This window comes from Brevundimonas naejangsanensis (assembly GCF_000635915.2).
In the GTDB taxonomy this organism is placed as follows: Bacteria; Pseudomonadota; Alphaproteobacteria; order Caulobacterales; family Caulobacteraceae; genus Brevundimonas; species Brevundimonas sanguinis.
Genome location: NZ_CP015614.1, coordinates 2,523,800 through 2,548,351, shown reverse-complemented (window position 1 = coordinate 2,548,351; position 24,552 = coordinate 2,523,800). Strand labels below are relative to the sequence as shown.

29 protein-coding genes are annotated in these 24,552 nt (G+C 69.2%); 15 read left to right on the top strand and 14 right to left on the bottom strand.

Going from position 1 to position 24,552, the window contains the following annotated elements:
• Positions 1-48: 48 nt before the first annotated feature.
• Positions 49-504 carry a DUF3576 domain-containing protein gene (locus DA69_RS12230; RefSeq protein WP_025976439.1) on the bottom strand — a complete coding sequence of 152 codons (456 nt, stop codon included), beginning with the start codon at positions 502-504 and terminating at the stop codon, positions 49-51.
• Positions 505-858: 354 nt separating this feature from the next.
• On the opposite strand from DA69_RS12230, the gene DA69_RS12225 reads away from it, so the two are divergent.
• On the top strand, positions 859-1,263 hold the full coding sequence (locus DA69_RS12225; protein WP_025976440.1) for an NtrZ family periplasmic regulatory protein: 405 nt from the start codon (positions 859-861) through the stop codon (positions 1,261-1,263).
• Positions 1,264-1,266: 3 nt separating this feature from the next.
• Here the strand turns inward: DA69_RS12225 and DA69_RS12220 are convergent, their stop codons facing one another.
• Positions 1,267-1,914: a thiamine phosphate synthase gene (locus DA69_RS12220; RefSeq protein ID WP_235599160.1), complete on the bottom strand. Its 648-nt coding sequence runs from the start codon at positions 1,912-1,914 to the stop codon at positions 1,267-1,269.
• Here DA69_RS12220 and DA69_RS12215 point away from each other — a divergent pair.
• The 4 genes from DA69_RS12215 to DA69_RS15035 all read left to right on the top strand — a co-directional run bounded on the left by DA69_RS12215 (position 1,913) and on the right by DA69_RS15035 (position 4,539).
• Positions 1,913-2,623, top strand: coding sequence for a YggS family pyridoxal phosphate-dependent enzyme (locus DA69_RS12215; RefSeq protein ID WP_025976442.1), 711 nt, complete (start codon positions 1,913-1,915; stop codon positions 2,621-2,623). The two genes, DA69_RS12220 and DA69_RS12215, sit on opposite strands and share 2 nt — an antisense overlap.
• Positions 2,624-2,685: 62 nt before the next feature.
• A complete protein-coding gene (locus tag DA69_RS12210; protein ID WP_003168277.1) occupies positions 2,686-3,372 on the top strand; it encodes a response regulator transcription factor in 687 nt (228 codons plus the stop codon).
• Positions 3,373-3,379: 7 nt separating this feature from the next.
• Positions 3,380-4,321, top strand: a complete 942-nt coding sequence (gene gcvA, locus DA69_RS12205) for a transcriptional regulator GcvA (RefSeq protein WP_025976443.1) — start codon at positions 3,380-3,382, stop codon at positions 4,319-4,321.
• A gap of 95 nt (positions 4,322-4,416) precedes the next feature.
• Complete coding sequence (locus tag DA69_RS15035) at positions 4,417-4,539, top strand: hypothetical protein (protein ID WP_003168275.1); 123 nt, start codon at positions 4,417-4,419, stop codon at positions 4,537-4,539.
• A 7-nt stretch (positions 4,540-4,546) separates the two neighbouring features.
• Here DA69_RS15035 and DA69_RS12200 read toward each other — a convergent pair whose 3' ends face one another.
• Complete coding sequence (locus DA69_RS12200) at positions 4,547-5,440, bottom strand: hypothetical protein (RefSeq protein ID WP_025976444.1); 894 nt, start codon at positions 5,438-5,440, stop codon at positions 4,547-4,549.
• Positions 5,441-5,526: 86 nt separating this feature from the next.
• On the opposite strand from DA69_RS12200, the gene DA69_RS12195 reads away from it, so the two are divergent.
• The gene (locus DA69_RS12195) at positions 5,527-6,918 is read left to right on the top strand and encodes an SLC13 family permease (protein WP_025976445.1); all 1,392 of its coding nucleotides are present in this window, start codon (positions 5,527-5,529) and stop codon (positions 6,916-6,918) included.
• Positions 6,919-6,925: 7 nt separating this feature from the next.
• Here DA69_RS12195 and xth read toward each other — a convergent pair whose 3' ends face one another.
• From xth to DA69_RS12180, 3 genes are all read right to left on the bottom strand, one after another.
• A complete protein-coding gene (gene xth / locus DA69_RS12190) occupies positions 6,926-7,723 on the bottom strand; it encodes an exodeoxyribonuclease III (RefSeq protein WP_025976446.1) in 798 nt (265 codons plus the stop codon).
• 219 nt (positions 7,724-7,942) lie between these two features.
• The gene (locus DA69_RS12185) at positions 7,943-8,584 is read right to left on the bottom strand and encodes a LolA family protein (protein ID WP_025976447.1); all 642 of its coding nucleotides are present in this window, start codon (positions 8,582-8,584) and stop codon (positions 7,943-7,945) included.
• 278 nt (positions 8,585-8,862) lie between these two features.
• A complete protein-coding gene (locus DA69_RS12180) occupies positions 8,863-11,337 on the bottom strand; it encodes an FtsK/SpoIIIE family DNA translocase (protein ID WP_025976448.1) in 2,475 nt (824 codons plus the stop codon).
• Between the two features lie 163 nt (positions 11,338-11,500).
• On the opposite strand from DA69_RS12180, the gene DA69_RS12175 reads away from it, so the two are divergent.
• The gene (locus tag DA69_RS12175) at positions 11,501-12,754 is read left to right on the top strand and encodes a UbiH/UbiF/VisC/COQ6 family ubiquinone biosynthesis hydroxylase (RefSeq protein ID WP_025976449.1); all 1,254 of its coding nucleotides are present in this window, start codon (positions 11,501-11,503) and stop codon (positions 12,752-12,754) included.
• A gap of 156 nt (positions 12,755-12,910) precedes the next feature.
• On the opposite strand, the gene DA69_RS12170 is transcribed toward DA69_RS12175, so the two are convergent.
• From DA69_RS12170 to DA69_RS12155, 4 genes are all read right to left on the bottom strand, one after another.
• Positions 12,911-13,105 carry a Trm112 family protein gene (locus tag DA69_RS12170; protein ID WP_003166576.1) on the bottom strand — a complete coding sequence of 65 codons (195 nt, stop codon included), beginning with the start codon at positions 13,103-13,105 and terminating at the stop codon, positions 12,911-12,913.
• 121 nt (positions 13,106-13,226) lie between these two features.
• Positions 13,227-13,886 carry an LON peptidase substrate-binding domain-containing protein gene (locus tag DA69_RS12165; RefSeq protein ID WP_025976450.1) on the bottom strand — a complete coding sequence of 220 codons (660 nt, stop codon included), beginning with the start codon at positions 13,884-13,886 and terminating at the stop codon, positions 13,227-13,229.
• A 10-nt stretch (positions 13,887-13,896) separates the two neighbouring features.
• Complete coding sequence (gene trxA, locus DA69_RS12160) at positions 13,897-14,796, bottom strand: thioredoxin (RefSeq protein ID WP_025976451.1); 900 nt, start codon at positions 14,794-14,796, stop codon at positions 13,897-13,899.
• A gap of 485 nt (positions 14,797-15,281) precedes the next feature.
• Positions 15,282-15,749: a prolyl-tRNA synthetase associated domain-containing protein gene (locus DA69_RS12155; protein WP_029972333.1), complete on the bottom strand. Its 468-nt coding sequence runs from the start codon at positions 15,747-15,749 to the stop codon at positions 15,282-15,284.
• 191 nt (positions 15,750-15,940) lie between these two features.
• Between DA69_RS12155 and DA69_RS12150 the strand changes: the two genes are divergently transcribed.
• Positions 15,941-16,681 (top strand): DUF6065 family protein, encoded by a 741-nt coding sequence (locus tag DA69_RS12150; RefSeq protein ID WP_025976453.1) that lies wholly within the window; start codon positions 15,941-15,943, stop codon positions 16,679-16,681.
• Between the two features lie 313 nt (positions 16,682-16,994).
• Here the strand turns inward: DA69_RS12150 and DA69_RS12145 are convergent, their stop codons facing one another.
• The 4 genes from DA69_RS12145 to DA69_RS12130 form a co-directional block, all read right to left on the bottom strand.
• A complete protein-coding gene (locus DA69_RS12145) occupies positions 16,995-17,549 on the bottom strand; it encodes a CC0125/CC1285 family lipoprotein (protein ID WP_025976454.1) in 555 nt (184 codons plus the stop codon).
• A gap of 77 nt (positions 17,550-17,626) precedes the next feature.
• A complete protein-coding gene (locus DA69_RS12140) occupies positions 17,627-18,259 on the bottom strand; it encodes a LysE family translocator (protein WP_025976455.1) in 633 nt (210 codons plus the stop codon).
• Positions 18,260-18,311: 52 nt separating this feature from the next.
• Positions 18,312-18,854 (bottom strand): hypothetical protein, encoded by a 543-nt coding sequence (locus DA69_RS12135; RefSeq protein WP_025976456.1) that lies wholly within the window; start codon positions 18,852-18,854, stop codon positions 18,312-18,314.
• A 105-nt stretch (positions 18,855-18,959) separates the two neighbouring features.
• On the bottom strand, positions 18,960-19,427 hold the full coding sequence (locus DA69_RS12130) for a hypothetical protein (protein ID WP_025976457.1): 468 nt from the start codon (positions 19,425-19,427) through the stop codon (positions 18,960-18,962).
• Positions 19,428-19,655: 228 nt separating this feature from the next.
• Here DA69_RS12130 and DA69_RS12125 point away from each other — a divergent pair, with 228 nt between their 5' ends.
• The 7 genes from DA69_RS12125 to miaB all read left to right on the top strand — a co-directional run bounded on the left by DA69_RS12125 (position 19,656) and on the right by miaB (position 24,488).
• Positions 19,656-20,216 carry a NifU family protein gene (locus DA69_RS12125; protein WP_025976458.1) on the top strand — a complete coding sequence of 187 codons (561 nt, stop codon included), beginning with the start codon at positions 19,656-19,658 and terminating at the stop codon, positions 20,214-20,216.
• A gap of 66 nt (positions 20,217-20,282) precedes the next feature.
• Positions 20,283-20,894 (top strand): helix-turn-helix domain-containing protein, encoded by a 612-nt coding sequence (locus tag DA69_RS12120; protein WP_025976459.1) that lies wholly within the window; start codon positions 20,283-20,285, stop codon positions 20,892-20,894.
• 59 nt (positions 20,895-20,953) lie between these two features.
• The gene (locus DA69_RS12115; protein WP_025976460.1) at positions 20,954-21,322 is read left to right on the top strand and encodes a helix-turn-helix domain-containing protein; all 369 of its coding nucleotides are present in this window, start codon (positions 20,954-20,956) and stop codon (positions 21,320-21,322) included.
• Positions 21,323-21,380: 58 nt separating this feature from the next.
• Positions 21,381-22,082, top strand: coding sequence for a tRNA (adenosine(37)-N6)-threonylcarbamoyltransferase complex dimerization subunit type 1 TsaB (tsaB, locus tag DA69_RS12110; RefSeq protein ID WP_025976461.1), 702 nt, complete (start codon positions 21,381-21,383; stop codon positions 22,080-22,082).
• Positions 22,079-22,513: a ribosomal protein S18-alanine N-acetyltransferase gene (gene rimI / locus DA69_RS12105; RefSeq protein ID WP_025976462.1), complete on the top strand. Its 435-nt coding sequence runs from the start codon at positions 22,079-22,081 to the stop codon at positions 22,511-22,513. The genes tsaB and rimI overlap by 4 nt, the downstream gene beginning before the upstream one ends.
• Before the next feature lie 36 nt (positions 22,514-22,549).
• Entirely contained in the window at positions 22,550-23,020 is a 471-nt protein-coding gene (locus DA69_RS12100) for a Fur family transcriptional regulator (protein WP_025976463.1), read from the top strand.
• A 64-nt stretch (positions 23,021-23,084) separates the two neighbouring features.
• The gene (miaB, locus tag DA69_RS12095; RefSeq protein WP_025976464.1) at positions 23,085-24,488 is read left to right on the top strand and encodes a tRNA (N6-isopentenyl adenosine(37)-C2)-methylthiotransferase MiaB; all 1,404 of its coding nucleotides are present in this window, start codon (positions 23,085-23,087) and stop codon (positions 24,486-24,488) included.
• Positions 24,489-24,552: the final 64 nt, after the last annotated feature.

Here is a 24,552-nt window from a genome sequence, read left to right as displayed (position 1 = left end):
CGGCCCTGAGGTCTGCGTTGAACGGCGAAGGGGAGGAGAGGCGGCGCCTTAGCGACGGGCCGCGTTGGCGAGGTTGAGCTGGCGCGCCTTGGTCAGGATGGCGTTTTCCAGATCGGTTTCGGTCTGGGCCGCGACCGGGGCCGAAACCCAGCCGCCCGAGGCGTCCTTGACTTCCTTGGTCACGGCGACGTTCAGGGCGTCGGCGCGCAGACGGCGGTCCAGGATGAAGACGGTGGCCTTGAAACGCTCGTTCGGCGTCTGCGGATTGACGTACCAGTCATAGTTCACCACCCCGCCCCAGGGGTCGGCGCTGGCCAGCGGCATGAAGGACAGGGTGTCCAGGGTGGCGCGCCACAGATAGGCGTTCACGCCGATGCCCAGCTGGGCTTCCATGCTGGGCGTCTTGGCCTTGGAGCCGCCGCCGACGAAGGGCAGGCTGGAGCAGCCGCCGAGCAGCAGTCCCGAGGCGATCAGGGCGACCGCAGCGCCGCGAACAAGAGCCATTCCATAGTCTCCGTAAAGGGGTGGACGACGTACGCCGGGCGCTTCCGAAAGGCCCCCGAGGGGCGATCATCGAAAGAGACCGCGCGCGCACGCGCCGCAGCGACGCTCTATAACACGCTCAAAAGGGGCTATGACAAGGCGAACCGGCGTTCCTGGCCGCCAATATCGACGGCAAAAGGCCGGAACGGCGTGACGCAGGCGCCACAGGGGCCGGCGGAGTCGCCCCGAACCGTGATCGCGGGGCTTCCATGCGTTGACCCCGGGGCGCGAGTCCATATGTTATCCCCAGGTCGGACGGTTCCGGCTCGTCAATAACGGATCGACGGCTCAAGTCGGTCTTTTTGGGTAGGTGGAATGCGTTTCGTCGCCGTCATCGCTGCATGCGCGGGCGCCCTGGCCTTGGCCGGGATGGCGGACGACGCCTCGGCGCAGACGCGCGCCCGCACGCCTTCCGTCAATCTCAGCGATATCGCCGCCCAGTCCTCGACCACGCCTGCGACCCCGGCCCAGCGCCGCGGCCTGCGCTTCAACGAGAACGGCCGCTGGGGCCTGAACTTCAACCTGAACCAGCCGGTCGGCCGCGAAGCCGACTGGGGCGATGTCGAGGCCGGGGCCTATTACCGCCTCAGCCCGCGCCTGCGCGTCGGCGCCGCCGCCAACCTGGCCTCGCCTGAAGTCGACCCGGCCCGCGCGCCCGAAAGCGCCGCCGACCGCCGCGCCGCGCCGCGCGTGCGGCTCGAGACCATCTTCAAGTTCTAAGCCCTAACCGGCGAAAGCCGTCTGGATCGCCTCTACGCCCGCCAGGCCGGATGCCCCCGACGCCGCCAATAGCGGCGCATTGAGCGCCGTGATCCCGCCCAGGGCGTAGACCGGGCAGAGGGCTAGGGCGGCAAGAGCCGAAAATCCCTCTACGCCCAGCGGCGCTTTGACTGAAGAAGCGCCGCCCGCCGGAAAGACCGGCGAGAGCACAAGGGCGTGCAGATCGCGCGCCCCCCGCACCGCTGCCGGGGAATGGGCCGCCCCGGTCAGCAGCCAGTCCGGCCGTCGTCCCGACAGGGACCAGGCGGCCGACAGCGCCCGCTCGGGCAGGTGCACGCCGTCCGCTTCGATCTGCTCTGCCAGGTCGGCGTCCAGTCCTACCAGCAGCCGAACCGCCGCCCTGTGCGTCGCCTCGCGCAGGCGCCGTCCGGTCTCCAGTCGATCCGCGGCGCCGAAGTGACGGAAGACCACGCCTGCGCCGGCAGGCAGGCGGGCGGCCGTCTCCCACGGTCGGGGCGTGCGCGCCGGGTCGGTGAAGAACAGCAGAGGGGGCAGGGGGCGGCCGCCCTGCGGCGCCGTGCGCGCCAGGGCGCAAGCGGCGTCCCACAGGCTTTGCGCTTCTTCGGACAGGGTGTCAGACAGGGGCATCATGACCGTCCCTAATCCCGCCGCCGCCGTTTCGTCCATCGCTGACCGCTTCGCCCAGGTGCGGGGCCGCATCGCCGAGGCGGCCAAGGCGGCCGGCCGCGACCCGGCCTCGGTGGGGCTGACCGCCGTGTCCAAGACCCAAGGGCCCGAGGCGCTGCAGGCGGCGCTGGACGCCGGCCAGCGCGTGTTCGGCGAGAACCGGGTGCAGGAGGCGCAAGGCCACTGGGCGGCCCGGCGCGCCGCCCTGCCGGATCTGGAGCTGCGCCTGATCGGCCCTTTGCAGACCAATAAGGCGCTGGAAGCGGTCGAACTGTTCGACGTCATCGAGACGCTGGACCGCGAACGGCTCGCCGCCGCTTTAGCGGCCGCCATGACGCGGGCGGGGCGGCGCCCCAGCGTGCTGGTTCAGGTCAACACCGGCGCCGAGCCGCAGAAGGCCGGGGTTCTGCCCGACGACGCCGACGCCCTGATCGCCGTCGCCCGCGACCGATACGGCCTGAAGGTCGAGGGGCTGATGTGCATTCCCCCTGTTGATGAAGACCCCGCTCCGCATTTCGCCCTGCTGGCCGCGATCGCAGCGCGCAACGGCCTGGGCGTGCTGTCGATGGGCATGAGCGGCGATTATCTTGCAGCCATCGCGGCGGGCGCGACCCATGTTCGGGTCGGTTCGGCTCTGTTCGGGGAACGAAATAAAGCGCCGGCGCCCTCTTAGGACGCAATATCCTGTCCGGCGCCCTTGGCGTTCGGCTCAAGCCTCGCCATTCTAAAGAGACCATGCGCACGCCCAAGACCATTCTGATCATCGACGACGACGACGACCTGCGCGAGGCCTTGGCCGAGCAGCTGGCGCTTCACGAGGAATTCCGCCCGGCCCAGGCCGCGACGGCGACCGACGGCGTGCGTCAGGCCAAGGAGGCGCGCGCCGACCTCATCCTGCTGGACGTCGACCTGCCCGACATGGACGGCCGCGAGGCCTGTCGCCTGATCCGCAAGGCGGGGATCTCGACCCCGGTCATCATGCTGACGGCGCAGTCGTCGGACTCCGACGCCATTCTGGGCCTCGACTCCGGCGCCAACGACTACGTCACCAAGCCCTTCCGGTTCGCCGTCCTGCTGGCGCGCATCCGCGCCCATCTGCGCAGCCACGAACAGTCCGAGGACGCCGTCTTCCAGGTCGGCCCCTATGAGTTCCGTCCGGCCTCCAAGCTGATGGTGGACGACAAGGGCAAGAAGGTCCGACTGACGGAAAAGGAAACCAACATCCTGAAGTACCTCTATCGCGCCGGGGCCAAGCCGGTGTCGCGCGAAGAGCTGCTGACCGAGGTGTGGGGCTACAACGCCGGGGTCACCACCCACACGCTGGAAACCCATATCTACCGCCTGCGTCAGAAGATCGAGGCCGAGCCGGGTCAGGCGCGGCTGCTGTTGACCGACGCCGGCGGCTACCGCCTCCAGCCTTGATCCACGCATGAGCGAGCGTCGCCCGACCCCGCCGCTGGTGGCGCTTCGGGCGTTCGACGCGGCGGCGCGCCACGGCAGCTTCCGTGAGGCGGCCGAGGAGCTGGGCGTCACCCCCGGCGCCGTCAGCCGCCATGTGAAGGCGCTGGAGATGCGGCTGGGCCTGCGCCTGTTCGACCGCTTCAACCGCTCGGTGCGGCTGACCGCCGACGGCGTGCGCCTGGCCCAGGGCGTCGCCGACGCCTTCGAGCGGCTGGAAAGCGCCTTGGACGCCGTGCGGCCCGGCCGTTCGCGCCAGTTGCGGATCAGCGCCCTGCCGTCCCTGGCCAGCAAATGGCTGTCGCCGCGTCTGCACCGGTTCAGCGAAGACAATCCCGACCTCGACCTGATCGTCTTCGCCGAGGACCGCATCGCCGACCTGTCGAACGGCGAGGCGGACGTGGCGCTGCGCTATGGCGAAGGCCCTTATCCGGGCAAGGTGGCGCGGCGGCTGGTCAATGAGCGCCTGATCCCGGTCTGCGCCCCGTCCTTCGCCGCCGCGCGGCGGTTGAACCAGCCGTCCGATCTGCTGGACGTGGTGCTGATTCACGAGACCTGGCACGACATGCCCTATGCGAACCGACTGGGCTGGAAGGCCTGGTTCGAAAGCGCCGGGGTCGAGGATCCGCGCGTGAACCATCTGCGCGGCCCCCACTTCAGCCACAGTCACCTGGCGCTGGAGGCCGCCCTGTCGGGGCGGGGCGTGGCCCTGACCTCGGCGCCCCTGGCGGCGGAGGAGCTCCGCGAAGGGCGGCTGATCCAGCCGGTCGACCACGCCCTGACCAATGATCTGGCCTATTGGGCCGTGGTCCTGCCCGAACGCGCCGATGAGCCGAAGCTGCGCCGCTTCCTCAACTGGATCGTGGCGGAATCGCGGCCAGATCGGGACGCAGAGCCGGATCAGGTGAGTTAAGCTCACGCGATGCAGCCGAACCGTGGTTTGTCGTTCGCGGTCGTGCTTCCTATCTTGAGACCGTTCGGATCTCCCCCGCCGAAAGGAACTCAATCATGAAACTCGTGCATCCCCGCGCTTCGGGCTTCTCGTTCGAAGGCGTCGTCGTCTTCACCGGCAGCGTCACCCTGATCCTGCTGGGCGTCCTGGCCGGCGCCGCCCTTTTGGGCGCTGCCTGACATCAGCTCAACGCGGGCGCCATTCGCTGAGAAGGGCGCCCGTGGCTCCATCCTCGAAGGCCAGCCGGTCCAGCCGCAGGGCGGCGACGCAGACCGGACGGCTTTCGGCGTCCTTCTGGACGCAGTGGACGGCCTTTCCGTCCGCAAAGGCGGTCAGCCGCCCTTCCAGCCGCAGCGCATAGCCGCCCGGCGCCGGCGTCGGAGCGACGCCCTTGTCTCCCCGAATGACGTGGACATAGGCCTGACCCTGACGGCGGCCCAGGCGCGAGCCGTCCGTCTCGAACACAGCGGCCAGCCCTGAGGTGCGTTCCGTCTGAACGGACGGCTGAGCCGCAGGCGAAACGACACCGTCGGCCTCGGACCTGCTTTCTGCTTCAGCGTCTTGCGCTGGCTGGCGCGCCGTCGGCGCGGTCTCGCCGGGGCGACAGGTTTCCAGCCCGCTCCAGGGACGGGCGATCCAGAAGCCTTCGACCGCTTCCCAGGCACTGGGAGGCGCCGCGTCGTCCGCGCCCGCAGTGACGACCAGGCCGGACGTGGCGAGATCCTCGGGCAGAACTCTCAGCATCAGGCTGCCGTCGTCGCCGCGCACCAGCGCCGGCAGGCCCGGCTGCGTCCGTTCGGCCGGTGCTGCGCCCTCGCATCCGAATGGAAGGCGCACCGACACGGTCCGTCCGCTGAGGGCCGCGTCGCGGACGCGGCCGTCGGCCGTGGCGGTTCTCGCTTCGGTCAGGGCGGCCAGCAGGGCGGCGCGGTTCAGGGTTGAGTCCAGCACGACCGTGGGCGGGGCAGGCGCCGGAGCTTCGGGCGCGGCGGGCTCGGACGGCTTCTGGCACGACGCCAGAAGGGGCAGGGCGGCCGCCAGGGCGATCGGCGCGGCGAGACGGGTCGTTGTGATCGACATGGAAGCAGCCTAACACGGGAATGACGGATTGGCGCCCCGGCCCGTGAACGGGTCCGGCGTCTGGCGGAACAGGGGCTCTTGCGCGGGTGACGCTGGACCAGATTATCGCTCTCGTCGTCCTGGTCGTCGTGGTCGGGGTGATGATCCATGGACGTCTGCGCTCCGATGTGGTGGCGCTCAGCGGCGCGGCGGCGCTGCTGCTGTTCGGCGTGGTGCGCCCGGTCGAGGTTCAGGGCGCCTTCGCCAGCCCGGCCATCATGGCCTTGGCGGGGCTGTTCGTCATCGCCTATGCCATGGAGCTGTCGGGCCTGCTGGCCTGGCTGATCCGCAAGGCCAAGGGCATGACCCGCCTGTTCGGGCGACACGCCGTTTGGATCGTGATCGGCCTGTGCGGGGCGGTCGGCGGCTTTCTGAACAATACGCCGGTGGTGGTGCTGGCGGCGCCGGTGGTCCGCGATATGGCCCTGTCGCTGGGCCTGTCGCCCAAGCGATTCCTGATGCCGCTCAGCTATGCGGTCATCATGGGGGGGCTGCTGACCCTGATCGGCACCTCGACCAATCTGCTGGTCAGCGACATGGCCCGCAATACGGGTCAGCCGGTCTTCTCCCTGTTTGAAATCACGGGCGTGGGTCTGTGCATCGCCACGGTCGGCGGCCTTTATCTGTATTTCATCGGCTCGCGCGTGCTGGAGAAGACCGCCGCGCGCGACGAGGCCGAAATGGCGGCGCGCCGGGAAGCCGAGGAGGCCGGTAAGGGCAAGCGCAGCCTGCTGTCGTCCTTCCGTCTGCCGTGGCTGATGGAGCAGCGCGCCAGCCCCGGCGGGTCGGGCGATGCGGTGCTGGGCAATATCGATCTGTATGAAAAAGGCGCTGAGCGTCCGCTGGAGCTCAAGCGCGCCCTGGCGTCTCTGGCCGTTTTCGCCGCCGTGGTCGGCACCTCGGCCTTTGGCCTGGCGCCCATTGCGGCCTCGGCCTTCGCCGGGGCGGTGGCCCTGATCCTGATGCGGGTGATCACCGCCGAGGAGGCCTATGCCGGGCTGAGGCCTGAAATCCTGTTGTTGGTCGCGGGCATGGTGGTCATCGGCTCGTCGCTGGAGGTGACGGGCCTAGCCCAGGCGGGCGCCGACGCCCTGATCGACGTGATCCGCCCCTATGGGCCGTGGGCGGCGCTGTTCGTGTTTTACGGCGTGACGCTGTTCGCGACGGACATCCTGTCGAACGCCACGGTGGCGGTGCTGTTCTCGCCCATAGCCGTGGCCATAGCGGCGGCGCTGGGGGTGGATGCGCGGCCGTTTCTGGTGGCGGTGATGATGGCGGCCTCGGCCGCCTTCGCCACGCCCTTCAGCTATCAGACGAACGTGCTCGTCTATCAAATGGGCAATTACAGCTACATGGACTTCGTGAAGGTCGGCCTGCCGCTGAACCTGATCACCTGGGCCACGGGCATGGCGGCGATCCCGATCTTCTTCCCGTTCTGAGGCGGCCTTAGATGTCCAGGTCCATCACGACCGGGGCGTGGTCGCTGGGCCGTTCCCATTCGCGCACCGTGTCGAGGATGCGGGCGCTGCCCTTGACCACGGCCGGAGTCAGGCCCGGCGAGGTCCATAGGTGATCGAGGCGCAGGCCCCGGTTTGACTTGCGGAAATCCTTGGCGCGATAGCTCCACCAGCTGGCCAGCTTAACCGGGTCTGGGATCTGATCGCGTAGAACGTCGGTGAAACCGCCCGCGTCCTGAAGCCGGTACAGGGTCTCGACCTCGCCGGGGGTGTGGCTGACCACCTTGGACATGAAGCGGTGGTTCCAGACGTCGTTCTCGCCCGGCGCGATGTTGAAGTCGCCGGCCAGAACCAGAGGCCGCTGGCGGTCGCGGGTCTTCATCTCGGCGGTCAGCCGTTCATAGAAGTCCATCTTGTGATCGAACTTGGGGTTCAGCGCCCGGTCCGGCAGATCCCCGCCCGCTGGAATGTAGAAGTTCTGCACCTCCACCCCTTCGACCACGGCCGAGACGCAGCGGGCGTGGCCCTCGCGGCAGACGTCCAGCTTCGGGCTGTCAAGGATGGGCAGGCGGCTTGCGATGGCCACCCCGTGCCAGCCCTTCTGGCCGCCGATCCGCAGGTAGGGCAGGCCCATGTCGATGAAAGCTTGCCGCGGAAACTGGTCCTCGGTGCATTTGATCTCCTGCAGACACAGGACGTCCGGGGCGTGTTCGGCGACGAAACGGGCGACCTGATCGATGCGCAGGCGGACCGAGTTGATGTTCCAGGTGACGATGCGAAGGCTCATGACCGGGGGCCTTAGCAGGTCATGCCGCCGGGGTCTAAACGCCACGAAAAAAGCGCCCGGAACAGCGTCCGGGCGCATGAAGTTCGTCTCTCTCGCCGCCAGGCGGGGATGAATCCGTGGCGGGCGGGACGGCCGCCGCCGTCCTGTGCCCAAAGTGTCACGCCGAGAGAAAAAGGTCAAACTGTCACAAATTCGCCCTGCTTCCCTCTCGCCTCCGGATCAGTTGCGCCGGTTTCGCCGGGTGGGGTCGCGCAGCTGGAAAAGGCTGGAGGCCAGGCCGGGCGCGGGCTGCAGCGTCGTCAGCTGCACGCGCGTGCGCGAGCCTTGGGCGTCGGTGATGGTCCACTCTTGCAGGCGCACGGGCGACCCGGCGAAGGCCAGGATGACCGATCCTTCGTTGGGACGACGCGCGTCGCGGGCGGTGATGGCGAAGGCGCCGGAGTCCATGCGCGTCACGCGGTCGATCTTGACGCCCTGATCCAGCCGGACCTCGCGCGCCAGGAAGGTCGATAGCGGCGTCTGGCCCAGCGGCGCCTGGCGGAAGACGTTCAGGCGCGGGTCCCAGCGACTGACGTTGTTCCCGTCGGCCACCACCAGCAGGCCTGCGGGCTCGGTGTATTCAAACCGCATCTTGCCGGGGCGTTGCAGATAGTAGCGGCCGGTGCGGCGCTGATTGTTCGGCCCGGTCTCGACAAAGGTCCCTTGAGCCGTCGTCATGGCGGTCAGATAGGTCTGGGCCTGACGCAGCACGGCCTGATCCTCGGCGGACAGCCCGGCCTGCGCCAGGACGGCGGCGGGCGCGGCGGCGAGCGCCACTACGGCGGCGGAGCCGAGGCCGAAGGCGCGGCGGGAAATGCTCATGTCTTTTCTTCTCCCGTTCTGAACGGTCTTGGACCCGATCAGGTTGAGCGCTGCATCCGGCAGGCTGATGACGCCAGCCTGACCATATTCCGGCGCTCCGATGAAGCGGCGTTCATTGATTTAGTGTCCTAGCGCTCGCGACGCGGTCGCTCGCTGCTTGAGGACGCGAGGCGTTTAAGCGTCGACTGAACCGCGGGGTTCCCAGGCGTGCGCGCGTGATTGGCGCTGAAGCAGCGAGCCGCCACGCGGCGAGCGATAGCGCCCGGCGGCCAAGCCGATCACACCATAGGCGGCGGCCCGGCCAGCACCTCGCGCTTGCCGGCGTGGTTGGCGGGGCTGACGACGCCTTCCTGCTCCATGCGTTCGATCAGGGTGGCGGCGCGGTTGTAGCCGATCTGAAGACGGCGCTGGACGTAAGAAGTTGAGGCCTTGCGGTCGCGCGTGACCACAGCCACGGCGCGGTCATACAGGTCGTCGCCGGTGCCGCCGCCTTCATCGCCCATGGCGCCGTCGCCGTCGCCGTCCGGCTCGTCGGTGATCAGGTCGAGGTATTCCGGCTCGGCCTGGGCGCGCAGATGCTTGCAGACCTCTTCGACTTCCTGGTCGCCGACGAAGGGGCCGTGCAGGCGGGTGATGCGTCCGCCGCCCGCCATATAGAGCATGTCGCCCTGGCCCAGCAGCTGCTCGCCGCCCTGTTCGCCCAGGATGGTGCGGCTGTCGATCTTCGACGTGACCTGGAAGGAGATCCGGGTCGGGAAGTTGGCCTTGATGGTGCCGGTGATGACGTCCACCGACGGGCGTTGCGTGGCCATGATCAGGTGGATGCCCGCCGCGCGCGCCATCTGGGCCAGACGCTGGACGGCGCCTTCCACGTCCTTGCCGGCGACCAGCATCAGGTCGGCCATCTCGTCCATGACCACGACCAGATAGGGCATGGGCTCGGGACGGATCTTCTCGCTCTCGTAGACCGGGCGGCCCTGTTCGTCGAAGCCGGTCTGAACGGTGCGTTCGAAATGCTCGCCCTTGTCCTGGGCCTCGCGGGCGCGCTCGTTGTAGCTGGCGACGTTGCGGACGCCGAGCTTGGACATCCGGCGATAGCGGTCCTCCATCTCGCGCACGGTCCACTTCAGGGCCACGACCGCCTTCTTGGGATCGGTCACGACCGGCGCCAGCAGGTGCGGGATGCCGTCATAGACCGACAGCTCCAGCATCTTGGGGTCGATCATGATGAAGCGGCACTCGGCGGGCGAGTGGCGATACAGGATCGACAGGATCATGGCGTTGACCCCGACCGACTTGCCCGAGCCGGTGGTGCCCGCGATCAGCAGGTGGGGCATCCGCGCCAGATCGGCGACATAGGGCTCGCCGCCGATGGTTTCGCCCAGCGCCAGCGGCAGCAGATGGCTCTTCTTGTCGTATTCGCCCGAGGCCAGCAGGTCGCGCAGGAAGACGGTCTCGCGCTTGGCGTTGGGCAGTTCGATGCCGATGGCGTTCCTGCCCTGGACCACGCTGATGCGGCAGGCGCGGGCCGACATGGAGCGGGCGATGTCGTCCGCCAGGGCCACGACGCGGCCGTGCTTCACGCCGGGCGCGGGCACCAGTTCATACAGAGTGACGACGGGGCCGGGGCGGATCTGGTCGATCTGGCCGCGCACGCCGAATTCCTGAAGCACGCCCTCCAGCATCTTGGCGTTGGCCTTCAGCGACTCCTCGTCGACGGCGCCGCCGCGCTGGCCCGGCTTGGCCAGAATGCCCAGCGGCGGCAGCTCGAAGCCGCCCTCATTGGCGAAGTCGAAGGCCTGCTGATCGGCGTCGCTGCGCACGGGCTTGGGCGCCTTGACCGCTGCGACCTTGGGCTCGGCCGGACGGTTCTGGCGGGCCGAGGGCGGGGCGATCGGCGCGGGCGCCGGGTCCTCCCACGGCGGGGTGTAGGCGTCCGCGTCGTCGGCCTCGTCATAGGCGGCGGCGACCGAAGCCGCCGGGGCGGGGGCGGACAGAGGACCGTCGGTCTCCATCTCGTCCGCCTCGGGCGGGCGATGGCGCGGCTTGCGGGCTGGGGCGGCGGCTTCGGCGACGGCGCGCGGGGTCTTGCCGGGCTTGGCGGGTTTCGGCTTCTTGGCGGCGCGGGCTTCGGCGCCCTTCTGGGCGGCCCAGCCGGCGGTGTCGGTGAAGTCGCGCAGGCGCAGGCCCACGGTGTAGGCCAGGCTCCACAGCGCCAGCGCCAGGAACAGCAGGCCCAGGATGATGCGCGCGCCGGGGACCTTCAGCGCGCCCAGACCGTTGGTGGCGAGGCCCGTGACGGCGTCGCCCCACAGTCCGCCCATGCCCGCCGCCAGCGGCCATCTGGCGGGCGCCGCCGGGGCCGACAGGGCGGCCGACAGCAGCAGAACGCCGGCTATGGCGCAGAAGATCTTGAACGGCGTCGGCTGCAGGCGGTGCTGCAGGGCGTCGCCGATGGCCACGGCCAGCCCGAAGGCGATCAGCAACAGGACGGCGGGCCAGGCCGCCAGCCCCAGCGACTGCATGATCAGATCGGCGAAGGTCGCGCCCGCCCCGCCCAGCCAGTTGGTCGGCGCCTGGGCTGATGCGGCGTTCCAGCTGGGGTCCGCCGGGTTCCACGAGATCAGGGCCACCAGCAGCAGCGCGGCCAGCATGGCCTGCAGCACCCCCCTGAACCGCACGGCGAAAGGCGCCGCCCAGACGATGCGGGCGGTGCTCCAGACGCGTTGACCGAGCGCGAGGGCGGCGGACATGAAGGCGGACCTCCGAAAACGGGACTCCGACCCCTTGTGCCGTCCAGAAGGTTAAAGCGGCATTTACCAGCTTGGCCTTTGCAAGCCGCGATGAGCCCTTATGTCCCAGCAAGCGCGCGGGCTTGCGGTGGCGTGACGCGCGATAGGGGCCTAGAACATCGTCATGAGCGGATCGGACGACTACGACATCATCATCGCCGGCGCAGGGCTGGTCGGGGCGACCTTTGCGCTGGCGGCGGCGCAGGGCGGCCTGCGCCCCGTCATGGTGGACCCTCAGCCCTTTGACGCCCAGATGGCCCCGACCTTCGATGGGCGGGCGACGGCCATCTCCTACGCCAACTTCCGCATGTTGAAGGCGCTGGGGCTGGGCGAGGCGCTGGAGCCGCACGCCTGCCGCATGGACCGCATCCTGGTGACGGACGGCCGCCGTCCCGGCGCCGCCAGCCGCAAGCCGTCGGCGTCCTATATCCGCTTCGATGCGGACGAGATCGGCGACCGCAATGGCGGCGAGCCGCTGGGCTATATGGTTGAGAACCGCCGCCTGCGTTCGGCGCTGGCCGAGCTGGTGAACGCTCAGGGGCTGGAGGTCCGCGCCCCCGCCGCCGTGGCCGATGTGGCGGTCGGGCCCGGTCGGGCGAGGGTGACGCTAAAGGACGGGTCGACCCTGTCCGCGCCGCTTGTGATCGGCGCCGAGGGCCGCAACTCGACCGTGCGCCGCGCGGCGGGCATCGACGTTTTCGGCTGGACCTATCAGCAGAGCGGCGTCGTCTGCACCGTGCGCATGGACAAGCCGCACGGCAACGTCGCCCATGAGTATTTCCTGCCCGACGGGCCCTTCGCCATCCTGCCGCTGACGGAGAACCGGGCCAATCTGGTCTGGACCGAAAGCACCCGCCGGGGCGAGGCGCTGCGTTCGGCCTCGGACGAGGCCTTCCACGCCCATCTGACGCGCCGCTTCGGCGATTTTCTGGGCGAGCTGACGATCGAGGGGCCGCGCTTCGTCTATCCGCTGTCGCTGCAGCTGGCCGAGGGGCTGACGGCGCCGCGGATTGCCATCATCGGCGACGCCGCCCACGGGGTGCACCCGGTGGCGGGGCAGGGCTTGAACATGGGCCTGAAGGATGTCGCCGCCCTGTCCGAGGTGCTGACCGAGGCCGCGCGCATCGGCGAGGACATCGGCTCGGAGCTGGTGCTGGAGCGCTACGCCCGCTGGCGCCGGTTCGACACGGCGGCGCTGGCGGCGGGGTTCGACGGCTTCGTGCGCCTGTTCTCCAATGACATCGCCCCGGTGCGGCTGGCCCGCGATCTGGGCATGGCGGCGGTCAACCGCATCGCTCCTCTGCGCCGCGCCTTCATGCATGAGGCGGGCGGAGCGACGGGGGATCTGCCACGGCTTCTCCGAGGAGAAGCTCTGTAAGGGAGGCCCTATCGCTCGCCGCTTCTCCTCCCCATGCAATGGGGAGGTGGCGCGTCGCGTAGCGTCGTGACGGAGGGGCCGCTGGGTTCCGCCCGGCCTAGCCCCTCCACCGCTTCGCGGTCCCCCTCCCCATTGCATGGGGAGGAGAGATGGGGCTCAATCCAGCGGGCGGGCGTCTTCGGCCAGCATGATCGGCACGCCGTCGCGGATGGGGAAGGCCAGTTTGGCGCCCGCCGAGACCAGTTCGTTGCGCTCGCGGTCATAGGTCAGGCGGCCGCGCGTGACCGGGCAGACCAGCACCTCCAGCAGGCGGGGATCGACCGAGACGGGGGTGTTGAAGGCGTCGCTCATAATTTAAGTGCCCTATCGCTCGCGCCGCGGGCGCTTGCTGCTTGAGGGCGCCGGGCGCCCGGATTGCTGCCGCACGGAGCGGCTGTGTTGGTGGCGTTTTAGCGTCTGGAGCTTGCTGAGACTACTGCATCGCCGGACCCGGCTCGTCGTCGTCGGGGGCGACGGCTTCGATGCGGAGCAGGGCGGTCAGGGCGGCTTCGCGGTCGGTCAGGGTCAGGGCCTCCAGCAGAGCCTGTTTTTCGGGCGGATCAAAAGGCAGGCCCATGGCCAGGCTGTTGACCAGCGCCTCCTGCGGGGCGGCGCGGGCGGTGTCCCAGTCGATGTCCAGACCGCGCCCGGACAGATAGGGCGCCAGGGCCGACAGGAAGGGCTCGCGATCGAAGGCCTCGTCGGGATCGGGCGCGCGCAGGTCGGCCTCATAGGGCTGGAAGTCGGCGCGCACCTGACGATAGGGGGTGCGCACCTGCATCTCGGTGGCCACGGCGAAGCGGCACACCCCGGTCAGGGTGATCAGATAGCGCCCGTCCGACGTCTCGGCGAAGCTGGTGATCCGCCCGGCGCAGCCGACGCGGGTCAGGGGCGGGTTCTCGCCCGCGGCGCCGACCGGCTGGATCAGGCCGATCATCCGGTCCCCCGCCATGGCGTCGTCCACCATGTTCAGATAGCGCGGCTCGAACACGTTCAGCGGCAGCTGGCCCCGCGCCAGAAGGATGGATCCCGGCAGCGGAAAGACCGGGATCACCTGGGGAAGTTCGCTGGCCTTGACGTAGCCCTGAGCCATGATCGCGCCGTTAGGAGAACAGGATGGAGGACAGGCGTCGTCGGCCGTCGCGGGCGACTTCGCTGTTGGGGCCGGCGGCCTCGAACACCGTCAGCAGCTGCTTGCGGGCGGCCTGTTCGTTCCAGTCGCGGTCGGCCTGAACGATGGCCAGCAGGTGGTCGACCGCCCCTTTCAGGTCGCCCGCCGAGGCCAGGGCCTGGGCCAGGTCGAAGCGGGCTTCGTGGTCGTTCTTGTCGGCGGTCAGCCGGGCTTCGAGTTCGGCGGTCGCGCCGGTGGGCGCGGCCGAGGCGAGCGACAGCTGGGCGCGCACGGCCTGGACCGCCGGATCGGCGGAATCGGCGGGCGCCATGGCGATGGTCTGGGCGGCCTGTTCGGCGTCGCCCTCGGCCAGATAGACGCGGGCCATGCCGGCGATGGCCTTCTGGTTGCCCGGCTCCATGGTCAGCACATGAGCGAAGGCCTGAGCGGCGCCGCCCAGATCATTGAGGGTCAGCGACTCCTCGCCCAGCGACAGCAGCTGTTCGACGTCGGTGTGGACGCCTTTGCCGCCGGTCAGCTTGTCGATGAAGGCCTTGATCTGGCTGTCGGGCACGGCGCCCTGGAAGCCGTCCACCGGCTGGCCGTTGACGAAGGCGTAGACGGTCGGGATCGACTGCACCCGCAGCTGGCCCGCATAGGCCGGGTTGGCGTCGACATCGATCTTGACCATCTTCACCGCCCCCTTGGCGGCGCGCACGGCCTTTTCCAGCGCCGGGCCCAGCGTGCGGCACGGACCGCACCAGGTCGCCCAGAAGTCGACGATGACCGGCTGATGCTTCGAGGCCTCGACCACGTCCTGCATGAAGGAGGCGTCCGTGCCGTCCTTGATCAGGTCGGGCGGGGTGGTCAGCGACGGGTCGGCGAAGGTCATGGTCGGGTCCGCAAGGCAAGACGAAGGAAGATAACGGATCAGATGGCGTCGGGATGCGTGCGCATCAAGCCGCAAGCGCGCCTTGCCGCATGGGAAGGCGAGAGGATCGGAAAAAACAGAGTCCAATTCGTCTGAATCGTCTGAAATCTCCTTCAACGGGAGAGACAGTCTAGCACAGGCGCAGAGGGGGGATGGTTGATTGCCCTGCCGCATCCTTCTCCCCTTGTGGGAGAAGGTGGCTCGCGTAGCGAGACGGATGAGGGGTGTCGGCGCTCCGTCGTCCGCTCAGGCTGGTTTGTGACGAAAACGCGCCACGGCGGCGTTCACACCCCTCATCCGAGCGCCTGACGGCGCCCACCTTCTCCCACAAGGGGAGAAGGAAACTATAGCCGGTCCATGCGCAGCCAGCGGGCGTCTTTTAAAGGTCCGCAACGGATCGAAAGTCGGCATAGGCCCCAATCCTTGAAACGGACGCCCGCCTCCACTCAATCCAGGGCGCCAAAGTCCACCACGATCGGGTCGCGGCCCAGCTGCGTCAGGACCTGGCGGAAGCTGTCCTGATCGAGCGCGGTGGTCGCGGTGTTGATCAAGGGATGGAAGTTGACGACAGCCGCCTCCCACAGGCGCCGGTCCAGCACGAAGGTCACGCGGCGCTCCAGGTCGTTGATCAGGCCCAGGGCCGTGACCGAGCCGGGGCGCACGCCCAGCGTCTCCCACAGCAGGGTCTCATTGCCGAAGGACAGCCGGTCCGAGCCCATCGCCCGGTGCGCCCGCTTCAGGTCGATGACCGTGTCCTGGGCCGCCGAGATCAGCCACAGGCGGCCCTTCTTGTCCTTGAGGAACAGGTTCTTGGTGTGGACGCCGGGCAGGGCGGCCTTCAGCTCCAGCCCTTCCTCGACGCGGAAGACGGCGGGGTGGTCGTGGGTGGTCTGCGCGATCCCGTGCTCGGCCATCCAGGCCAGCAGCTGAGCGCGGTCGTAAGCGGGCTCGGGTGCGGGATCGGGGGCGGACGGCGTCAGGGTTTCCGCGGCGGCGTCGGTGTTGGCGGTCATCTCGGTCTTGTCGGGCGGGCGGCGAGGGCGATAGGGGAGAGGGGCGACCCTCAGGGTCGTCACTTCATTCGTCAAGCTTGGGGAGCCGCGTCTTGGAACTGGAATGCTATCCGATGAATGCGCGTCCGTGCGACCTGGCGCCGGGCCGCCAGTCGCGCAACTGGATGGACGCCTTCGCCAGTCGGCACCCCTATCGCTGTCTGCCGCTGACCATGGCCAACACCACGGGGTGGGAGATCCTGTGTCCGTTCGGCTTCACCGCCGAGTGGAACGGCGGGCCGTCGCAGAACGACATCACCATCACGCCCGACCGGCCGCAGCCGGAGCTGGACCACTTCGTCACGTCGCACTTCTCGCGCGGGGTGCTGACCATGCACCCGCAATATCTGTTCCGCACCCCGCCGGGCTGGGGCCTGATCGCGCAGGGGTCGCCCAATCACGTCAAGGACGGCATCCAGCCGCTGAGCGGCCTGATCGAGACGGATTGGCTGCCGTTCCCCTTCACCATGAACTGGATCTTCACGCGGCCGGGCCGGATCCGCTTCGATAAGGGCGAGCCTTTCTGCTTCATCCTGCCGGTCGAGCACCGCAAGGTGGAGGCGTTCGAGCCGGTGATCCGTTCGCTGGAATCCAATCCCGGCATGAAGGGTCAGTTCGACGCCTGGAACCGGTCGCGGACGGACTTCAACACCCGCTTGGCCTCGGGCGATCCGGATGCGGCCAAGGAGGCGTGGCAGCGCTTCTACTTCAAGGGCGAGGTGCCCGAGGCCCTGGGCAAGGCGCCGGCCACCCACGCCAATAAGCGCCGTCTGAAGAACCCGCGCGTGGGGTGAGGCGCGTTTCTCCTCCCCATGCCAATGGGGAGGCGGCGCGGAGCCGAAGGCGACGTGACGGAGGGGCTGCTGGGGGCCGCAGCTCTCGGCGCCTTCGTCTGTCGGCGCGGTCGTCAGCCCCTCCACCGCTACGCGGTCCCCCTCCCCATTGCATGGGGAGGAAAAGAAACGCCCGCCTCCGGTGACGGAAGAGGGCGTTGTCATTTTTCGCGCCCTTCGCCGCTCAAGCAGCGAGCCGCCGTGCGGTGAGCGATAGCGGTCTTTCATGCCGCTCAAGCAGCGAGCGACCCCGTCGCGAGCGTTAGCGGCCTACTTAAGAAACCGGCCGGATTACGCGCGGGCCGAGGTTGTTGATGACCTCGCGGGCGTCGAAGGCGTTGACGTCGCCGGCGGGCTTGGGACCGCGGCCCATGACGATCTCGGCCGTGGCCTCATAGCGGTCGACCTGGCGGATGTCGCGGTCCCGGCCCCAGTAGGGGTCCCAGGTGCTCCAGTAGCCGCGCTGGTAGAAGCGCCAGGACGGACCCCAGAAGGGACCGTAGCGGTCGTAGTAGAAGGGGTCCGGCGTCGTGTAGAAGCGCGTGTCGCGGTCGGTGGCGCGGGTGACGGTGGCGAACCAGTCATAGCCGTTCTCGACCGTCAGTTCGGCCGAACGCAGCAGCAGCGACATCTCGACCTGATCGCGCGAGGTGACGGAGTTGCCCGAGAAGCTGACGGCGTAGCGGTTGGCTTCCAGGCGCTGCTCGGCGTAGCCGCCGCGCTGGCCGTTCACGCCGGCAGGCTGGTAGGGGGTGGCCGTTGCGCACGCGCCGAGGGCGAGCGCGCCCGCCAGGGCGATCAGCACCGGGGTCTTGCGAAGCTTGATCATGGAAAACTCTCCTTGAGCGTTCACTGAACGCTCTTCGGTCTGAACGACGGGTGAACGGCCAAGTTCCGAAACGCGCTTCACAGACGCGAGACGATCAGGACGGCGGCCAACAGCAGAAGACATCCGACGACTATGCCGAACCCTTTGCGGAAACGTGGCGCGGTCATCTGTCGCGCCAGCGCCGCCCCGCCTAGGCCGTAGCCGCTCATCGACAGCGCATCCATGCCGACGGTGGTGACGGCGAACAGGGCTAGCTGGGGCGCCAGCGGACGGTTGATGTCCAGGAAGGGAGGCAGGACGGCGGTGAAGAAGAGGATGGCCTTGGGGTTGGCGATCTGAACCATGAAGCCGTCGATCAGGGCGCTGCGCCCGCGCTTGACCTCGATGTGCGAAGGCTCGGCGGCGGTGGCGAAGGCGCCGCGCAGGGCCTTGACGCCCAGCCAGGCGACATAGAGGGCACCCAGGACGGCGATGACGCGGAAGACCTGGGGGAAGGCCATCACCAGGGCGCCCAGGCCCAGGGCGGCGGCGCCGAACCAGACCAGGGTGGCGCAGTTCATGCCGACGACGGCGGTCAGGGCGGCGGCCTTGCCCTTCTCCATGCCGGTGGCGACGGCGAAGATGTTGGCGGGACCGGGCGTCACCGCCATCACGGCCATGACGCCGACAAAAGCCAGATAAAGATGCGGATCGACGGGAAGCGCGGCCATGAGGCCCTTTCGAGCGCGCCGGGCGCTGCGTCAAGCCGTCGCGGTCATCGGCTCAGGTTTCAGAGGGAAGCGGCGGGACGGGCGGCGCGGGCGGGACGGCCAGGGCGGCTTCGACCTCGTCCATCGCATCCAGGGCCTGATCCATGCCGTACTGGGCGATCAGACCATAGGTGACCATGTGCTCGGGGTCGGCCTGGGCCCAGGCGCCGTTGGTCGACAGGCCCTCGACCATCGGGGCGATCCCGGCGGTCGCCTCGCGCACGACGGCTTCGATGTCGATTTCAGCCAGGGCGGCCTGGGCGATCTGGCTCGCCTGGCGCGTCGCCTCGGCGGTGAAGTCGGCGACGTGCGGCTGATAGTCCGACCACAGGGCGGCGATGCGCAGGCCCTTCTGGGTTTCGCTCAGGCTGTCGTCGGCCTGGATACGTTCCGCCCGAGCGCCGAACTCCTCCATCTTCCGCTCGAACACGGCGGCGGCGGATTCAAGGCTCAGTTCGGCGGAGGTCTTCTGGGTCTCGGCCACGGCGGTCGACACCGGCAGCAGCGCCAGGGCGGCGGCCAAGGACAGGGGAACAAGAGAGAGGGCGCGGACCATGACGAGGCTCCTTCGACGGACGCTGGCAGGGTCCGCCGAAGGGCGCGCGTGCTCAAGTGAAATCGCGGTAAGGCGCCGGGGAAGGGCGCCCTCTCTCTCGTTTGATCAGTCCTGGGCGTCGGGGGCGGCCGGGGCGGTCACGGCCTGGGCCACGGCCTGACGGATCTGGGCCGGAACGGCGCGGATCTGGGCCGGGGCGGCCTCGGCGGCGGCCAGGATCTGGTCCTTGTTCTCGGCGTTCTCGGGCTTCTCGGCGAAGGTGCGGAAGAATGCGGCCAGTTCGTCGGCGAAGGCGTTGAAGGTCGGCTCATAGCGCGTGATGATGGCGTCGGCGCGCGTCTGCTTGGTCGCCGCGTCCAGAGCCGGGTCCTCGATCACGGCGTCCAGTTCGGCCTTCATGCGCTGGGCCTCGGCGTTGAAGGCTTCGCCCTTGGCCTGGAAGGCGGCTTCCTCGGGCGAGGGGGCGGGCTGGGCGGCGGGCGCAGCGGGCGCGGCCTCCTGGGCGGAGACGACGGCGGGGGCGGCGCAGACGGCCAGGGCCGCAGCAGCGGCGGCGAGGGTCAGGCGGGACATGTGGGGGGCTCCGGCAGGCGACGGGCGCGGCGCCCGTCAAGACTAAGAACTCGCCGGCCGGGAGCGACCGGAGATGGCCGCCACGGTGAGGGCGCCGTCGCCGAAGCGCAAGCGTGACCTTGTATGAAAGCGCTTTTGGGCGGGAAAGCGCGCGAGAGGCAGGAAAGCGCGTGAAGGCTGGCGGGCCGGCCTCTTGAACCCGTGCGCGACAGGGCGCATCTGCGGGCCATGTTCATCCAGACCGAAGCCACCCCCAACCCGAACGCCCTGAAGTTCCTGCCCGGCCGCGACGTCGCGGGCGAACAGACGCTGGAATACCGCACCATCGACGAGGCGGCGGCCTCGCCCCTGGCCGAGGCTTTGTTCGAACTGGAAGGCGTCGAGGGCGTCTTCTTCGGCGCCGACTATGTCTCGGTCACGCGCGCGGCGGACGGGCCGGAGTGGACAGCGATGAAGGCGCCGATCCTGTCGGTGGTGATGGATCACTTCGTCTCGGGCGCGCCGCTGGTGCGGGCGGGGGCGGAAGCGGCGCCGGATGATGGGACGCCCGACAGCGAGATCGTGGCCGAGATCAAGGGACTGCTGGACACCCGCATCCGTCCGGCCGTGGCCCAGGACGGCGGCGACATCCTGTTCGACCACTTCGACGAAGACACGGGGGTGCTGCGCCTGCGGATGCGCGGGGCCTGCGCCGGTTGTCCGTCCTCCTCGGCGACGCTGAAGGCCGGGGTCGAGCAGATGATGCGTCACTATGTTCCCGAAGTGACCAGCGTCGAACAGGTCATCTGACGCCTTCGCCGTTCTGTTTCACATGAAACGCTCGCGCCCGACGGGACGGCGAGGCATGATGGCGCGATGGCAGGTTCGGGCGAGACATCCGAAGCGCGGGCTCTGGGCGAGGCGCTGGCGGCGCTGCGGCGCGACTGCGGGCTGAGTCAGGCCGAAGCCGGCGCGCGAATCGGCATGACCGGCCAGGGCTGGGGCCTCTATGAAGCCGGCAAACGGTCCAGCCTGTTCCGCCCCGATGTTCAACGACGGCTGACCGGAGCCCTGGGCGCGACGCCCGAGGCCTTGATGCTGCAAGCGCCGGGCGGGGCGGCAGTCTCGACCGACCGCCCGAAGACCTCCCATCCAGACAATGCGCCGGCGCACGGCCTTTCAGCGCGCGGTCGGGCGTTCGAGGGCGCCGCCTCGGACGTGCGACGGTTGCGGCTGGAGACGGACGAACTGGCGCCCTGGGCGTCGGCCGGCACGGTGCTGGAGTACGCTCTGGGACGTTGGCCGAGACGAGGCCAAGGCTGTGTGATCCAGCTTCAGGACGGCCTGCGCAAGGTCCGGCTGTATGACCGCGCCGACGAGGCGGAGATGGTGGTCTTGGGCGCCGGCGCCCTGGATCGGTCCGAGCGCATCGCGCGATCAGACGTCCAGTCCGTGTCAGCGGTCATCAGCCGCCTGGACGATGCGTGAAACGAAATAGTTGTATTTCATCGGCGGACGTGAAACGCTCTGGTTGAAACGGAGGGGTCATGCCGCGTCGCAGTCATCACATCGACCAGGTCGTCGGCCTGCGCATCGCCGCGCGGCGGTCGGCCCTGGGGTGGTCTCAGTCGGCCCTCGCACGGGCGCTAGGCGTCAGTTTTCAGCAGGTCCAGAAATATGAGGCCGGGGCCAACCGGATCTCCGCGTCCCGTCTGCATCAGGCGGCCGCCGCCATGGGGTGTTCGGTCGCCGATTTCTTTCCCGCGCGTCCGGACGCCGAGGGTTCGGAGCCGCTGGTGCATCCGGTCATGGCCAGCGCCGAGGGGCGAAACCTGGCCGAGGCCTTTGTCCGCATCTGCGACGCCGAGGCGCGCCGCGCTCTGACCCGCGTGGCCCAGGCTATGGCCGGAGCCTGATGAATCGGCGGGGCCGAAACGGTCGCATCGGCGCCGATTTCGCATTAGGAACAGGACCATGAAGGTCATGGTCATTGATACGGCGCTGGGCGCCTGCGTCGCCGGCGTGTTCGCGCACGAGGCGGCGAGCGACGCGGTGCGCGCCCTGGGTCTGCGCCGGGAGCTGATGACCAAGGGCCATCAGGAACGGCTGGGCGGGCTGGCGCGCGATGCGGCGGCCGAGGCCGGCGGTTTCGACGGCGTGGATCGGATCGGGGTGACGGTGGGGCCGGGCTCCTTCACGGGGTTGAGGGTCGGACTGGCCTTCGCCCTCGGATTGGGCGCGGCGCTGGATCGGCCGGTGGTGGGGATCTCCACGCTGGACGCCTTGGCAGCTTCGGTTGCGGCGCCGGGTCTGGTCGCCGCGGTGATCGACGCCCGTCGGGGTCAGGTCTATGGGCGGCTGTTCCGCGACGGGGCGCCTGTGGGCGAGGCCGAGGCCTGGCCGCTGGAGACGGCGCGCGACCGCATTCTGGCCGAGGCGGGTCAGGCGGGCGGCGTCCTTCTGGTCGGCAGCGGGGCGACGCTTCTGGCCGAGACCTTCCCTGACCTGGCGGGCGCCCGGCTTGAGCCTCTGGCCGCGCCGAGCCCGGAGGCGCTGGCGCGTCTGACGATGGCCGCCGACCCGGCGAGGTCGCCGCCGTCGCCCCTGTATCTTCGCGCCCCCGACGCCACCCCGCCCAGCCGCCTGCCGGGCCAGCCGCGCCAGCCCGCTGTATGAGCGAGGCGATCGTCCCGCCGGTCGATCCCGTTCGGCTGTCCGCCGTCCACGCCGAGGCCTTCGAGACGCCGTGGGACGCGGCGGCTCTGGCCGAACTTCTGGCCTCGCCGGGCGTGTTCGCCGTGGCGCAGGACGACGGCTTCATCCTGATGCGCGTCGTGGTCGACGAGGCGGAGATCCTGACCCTGGCGGTGCGGCCGACGGCGCGCCGCGCGGGCTTGGGCCGGCGTCTGGTCGAGGCGGCGGTGGTGCGCGCCGCCGCCCTGGGGGCCGAACGGATGTTCCTGGAGGTGGCTGAAGGCAACGCCGCCGCCCGCGCGCTTTACGCCCGCTGCGGGTTCGTCGAGATGGGCCGCAGGCGCGGCTATTATTCGCATACGGACGGTCGCCGCGAGGACGCGCTGACGCTGGTCCTGAACTTTCCTCGATAGCTTCCATAAGGCGACGGTCCGGCCTATCTTCGCCGCATGGACCGGATCGAAAAACTCTGCGCCGAGCGCGGCATGCGCATGACCGAGCAACGTCGGGTGATCGCCCGCGTCCTGTCGAACGCCGAAGACCACCCCGATGTGGAAGAACTGTATCGCCGCGCCTCGGCGATCGACCCGCACATCTCCATCGCCACCGTCTATCGCACCGTGCGCCTGTTCGAAGAGGCAGGCGTGGTCGAGAAGCACGACTTCGGCGACGGCCGCAGCCGCTATGAAGAGGCCGGCGACGACCACCACGACCACCTGATCGACACCAAGACGGGCGAGGTCATCGAGTTCTTCGACGCCGAGATCGAACGGTTGAAGACCGAGATCGCGCGCAAGCTGGGCTATGAGCTGGTCGGCCACAAGCTGGAGCTCTACGGCCACGTCATCCCCGGCGCCGAGCCGGTCGAGCGCGAGGGCCTGATCTACAAGCGCCGCCCGCGCGACGAGGTCGAAGACTGATCCCGCCTGAGCCTGACCGGGGTCGCCGCTTGCCGTCGCCGGTTTCGGCGATCATAAGCCGGGCATGACCGATACGCTCCTAACGCCCGTCCTGGAGGACGGCGGCGCGCCGGAAGGCGGGGCCGCGCCCAAACGCCTGTTCATCAAGACCTACGGCTGTCAGATGAACGTCTATGATTCCGAGCGCATGGCCGACGTGCTGCGGCCGCTGGGCTATGCGCCGACGGACACGCCGGACGGCGCCGACTTCGTCATCCTGAACACCTGCCACATCCGCGAGAAGGCGGCCGAAAAGGTCTATTCCGAACTCGGCAAGCTGCGGCAGATGAAGGAGGAGAAGGCGGCGGCGGGGCAGGGCGGCATGACCATCGCCGTGGCCGGCTGCGTCGCCCAGGCCGAGGGCGAGGAGATCATGAAGCGCCAGCCGGCGGTCGATCTGGTGGTCGGGCCGCAGGCCTATCACCAGCTGCCGGAGCTGCTGACCCGCACGGCGCGGGCGCGCGGCGAGCGCATCGGCGCCGACTTCGCCCCCAATGAGAAGTTCGACGCCCTGCCCGCGACGCGCGGGACCGAGGGCGTGACCGCCTTCCTGACGGTGCAGGAAGGCTGCGACAAGTTCTGCACCTTCTGCGTCGTGCCCTATACGCGCGGCGCCGAGTGGTCGCGGCCGGCCGCGGCGGTGCTGGACGAGGCCCGCGCCCTGGCCGACCGGGGGGTGCGCGAAGTCACCCTGCTGGGCCAGAACGTCAACGCCTATGACGGCGAGGGGCCGGACGGCAATCCCTTTACGCTGGCCAAGCTGGCCTACGCCTTGGCCGACATCCCCGGCATCGAGCGCATCCGCTATACCACCAGCCATCCGAACGACATGTCGGACGACCTGATCGCGGCGCATGGCGATCTGGACGCCCTGATGCCCTATCTGCACCTGCCGGTGCAGGCGGGCTCGGACCGCATCCTGCGGCTGATGAACCGCAAGCACGGGCGCCAGAAGTATCTCGACCTGATCGACCGCATCCGCGCGGCGCGGCCCGACATGGCCCTGTCGGGCGACTTCATCGTCGGCTTCCCCGGCGAGACGGATCGCGATTTCGAGGACACGATGGATCTGGTGCGGCGGGTGAACTACGCGAGCGCCTTCTCCTTCATGTATTCGCCGCGCCCCGGCACCCCCGCCGCGACCATGGCGGCGCAGGTCCCGGACGCCGTGGCCAAGGAACGGCTGCACGCCCTGCAGGCCCTGCTGACCGAACAGCAGGTCGCCTTCAACCGGTCGCTGGCCGGGCGCGTCCTGCCGGTGCTGTTCGAGAAGAAGGGCCGCCACGGCGCCCAGGCCATCGGCCGCTCGCCCTATCTGCAATCGGTCCACGTCGAGGACGCAGATCAACTGATCGGCCGGATCTTTCCGGTCGAGATCGTCAGCGGCCAGCAGAACAGCCTGTCGGGCCGACTGACCCAGACGAACTGACGGATTCTTCTCAACCCAGGCGGCGCGAGCGGCGTTAGGGACACTCACAATCCCCCCAAGCAGC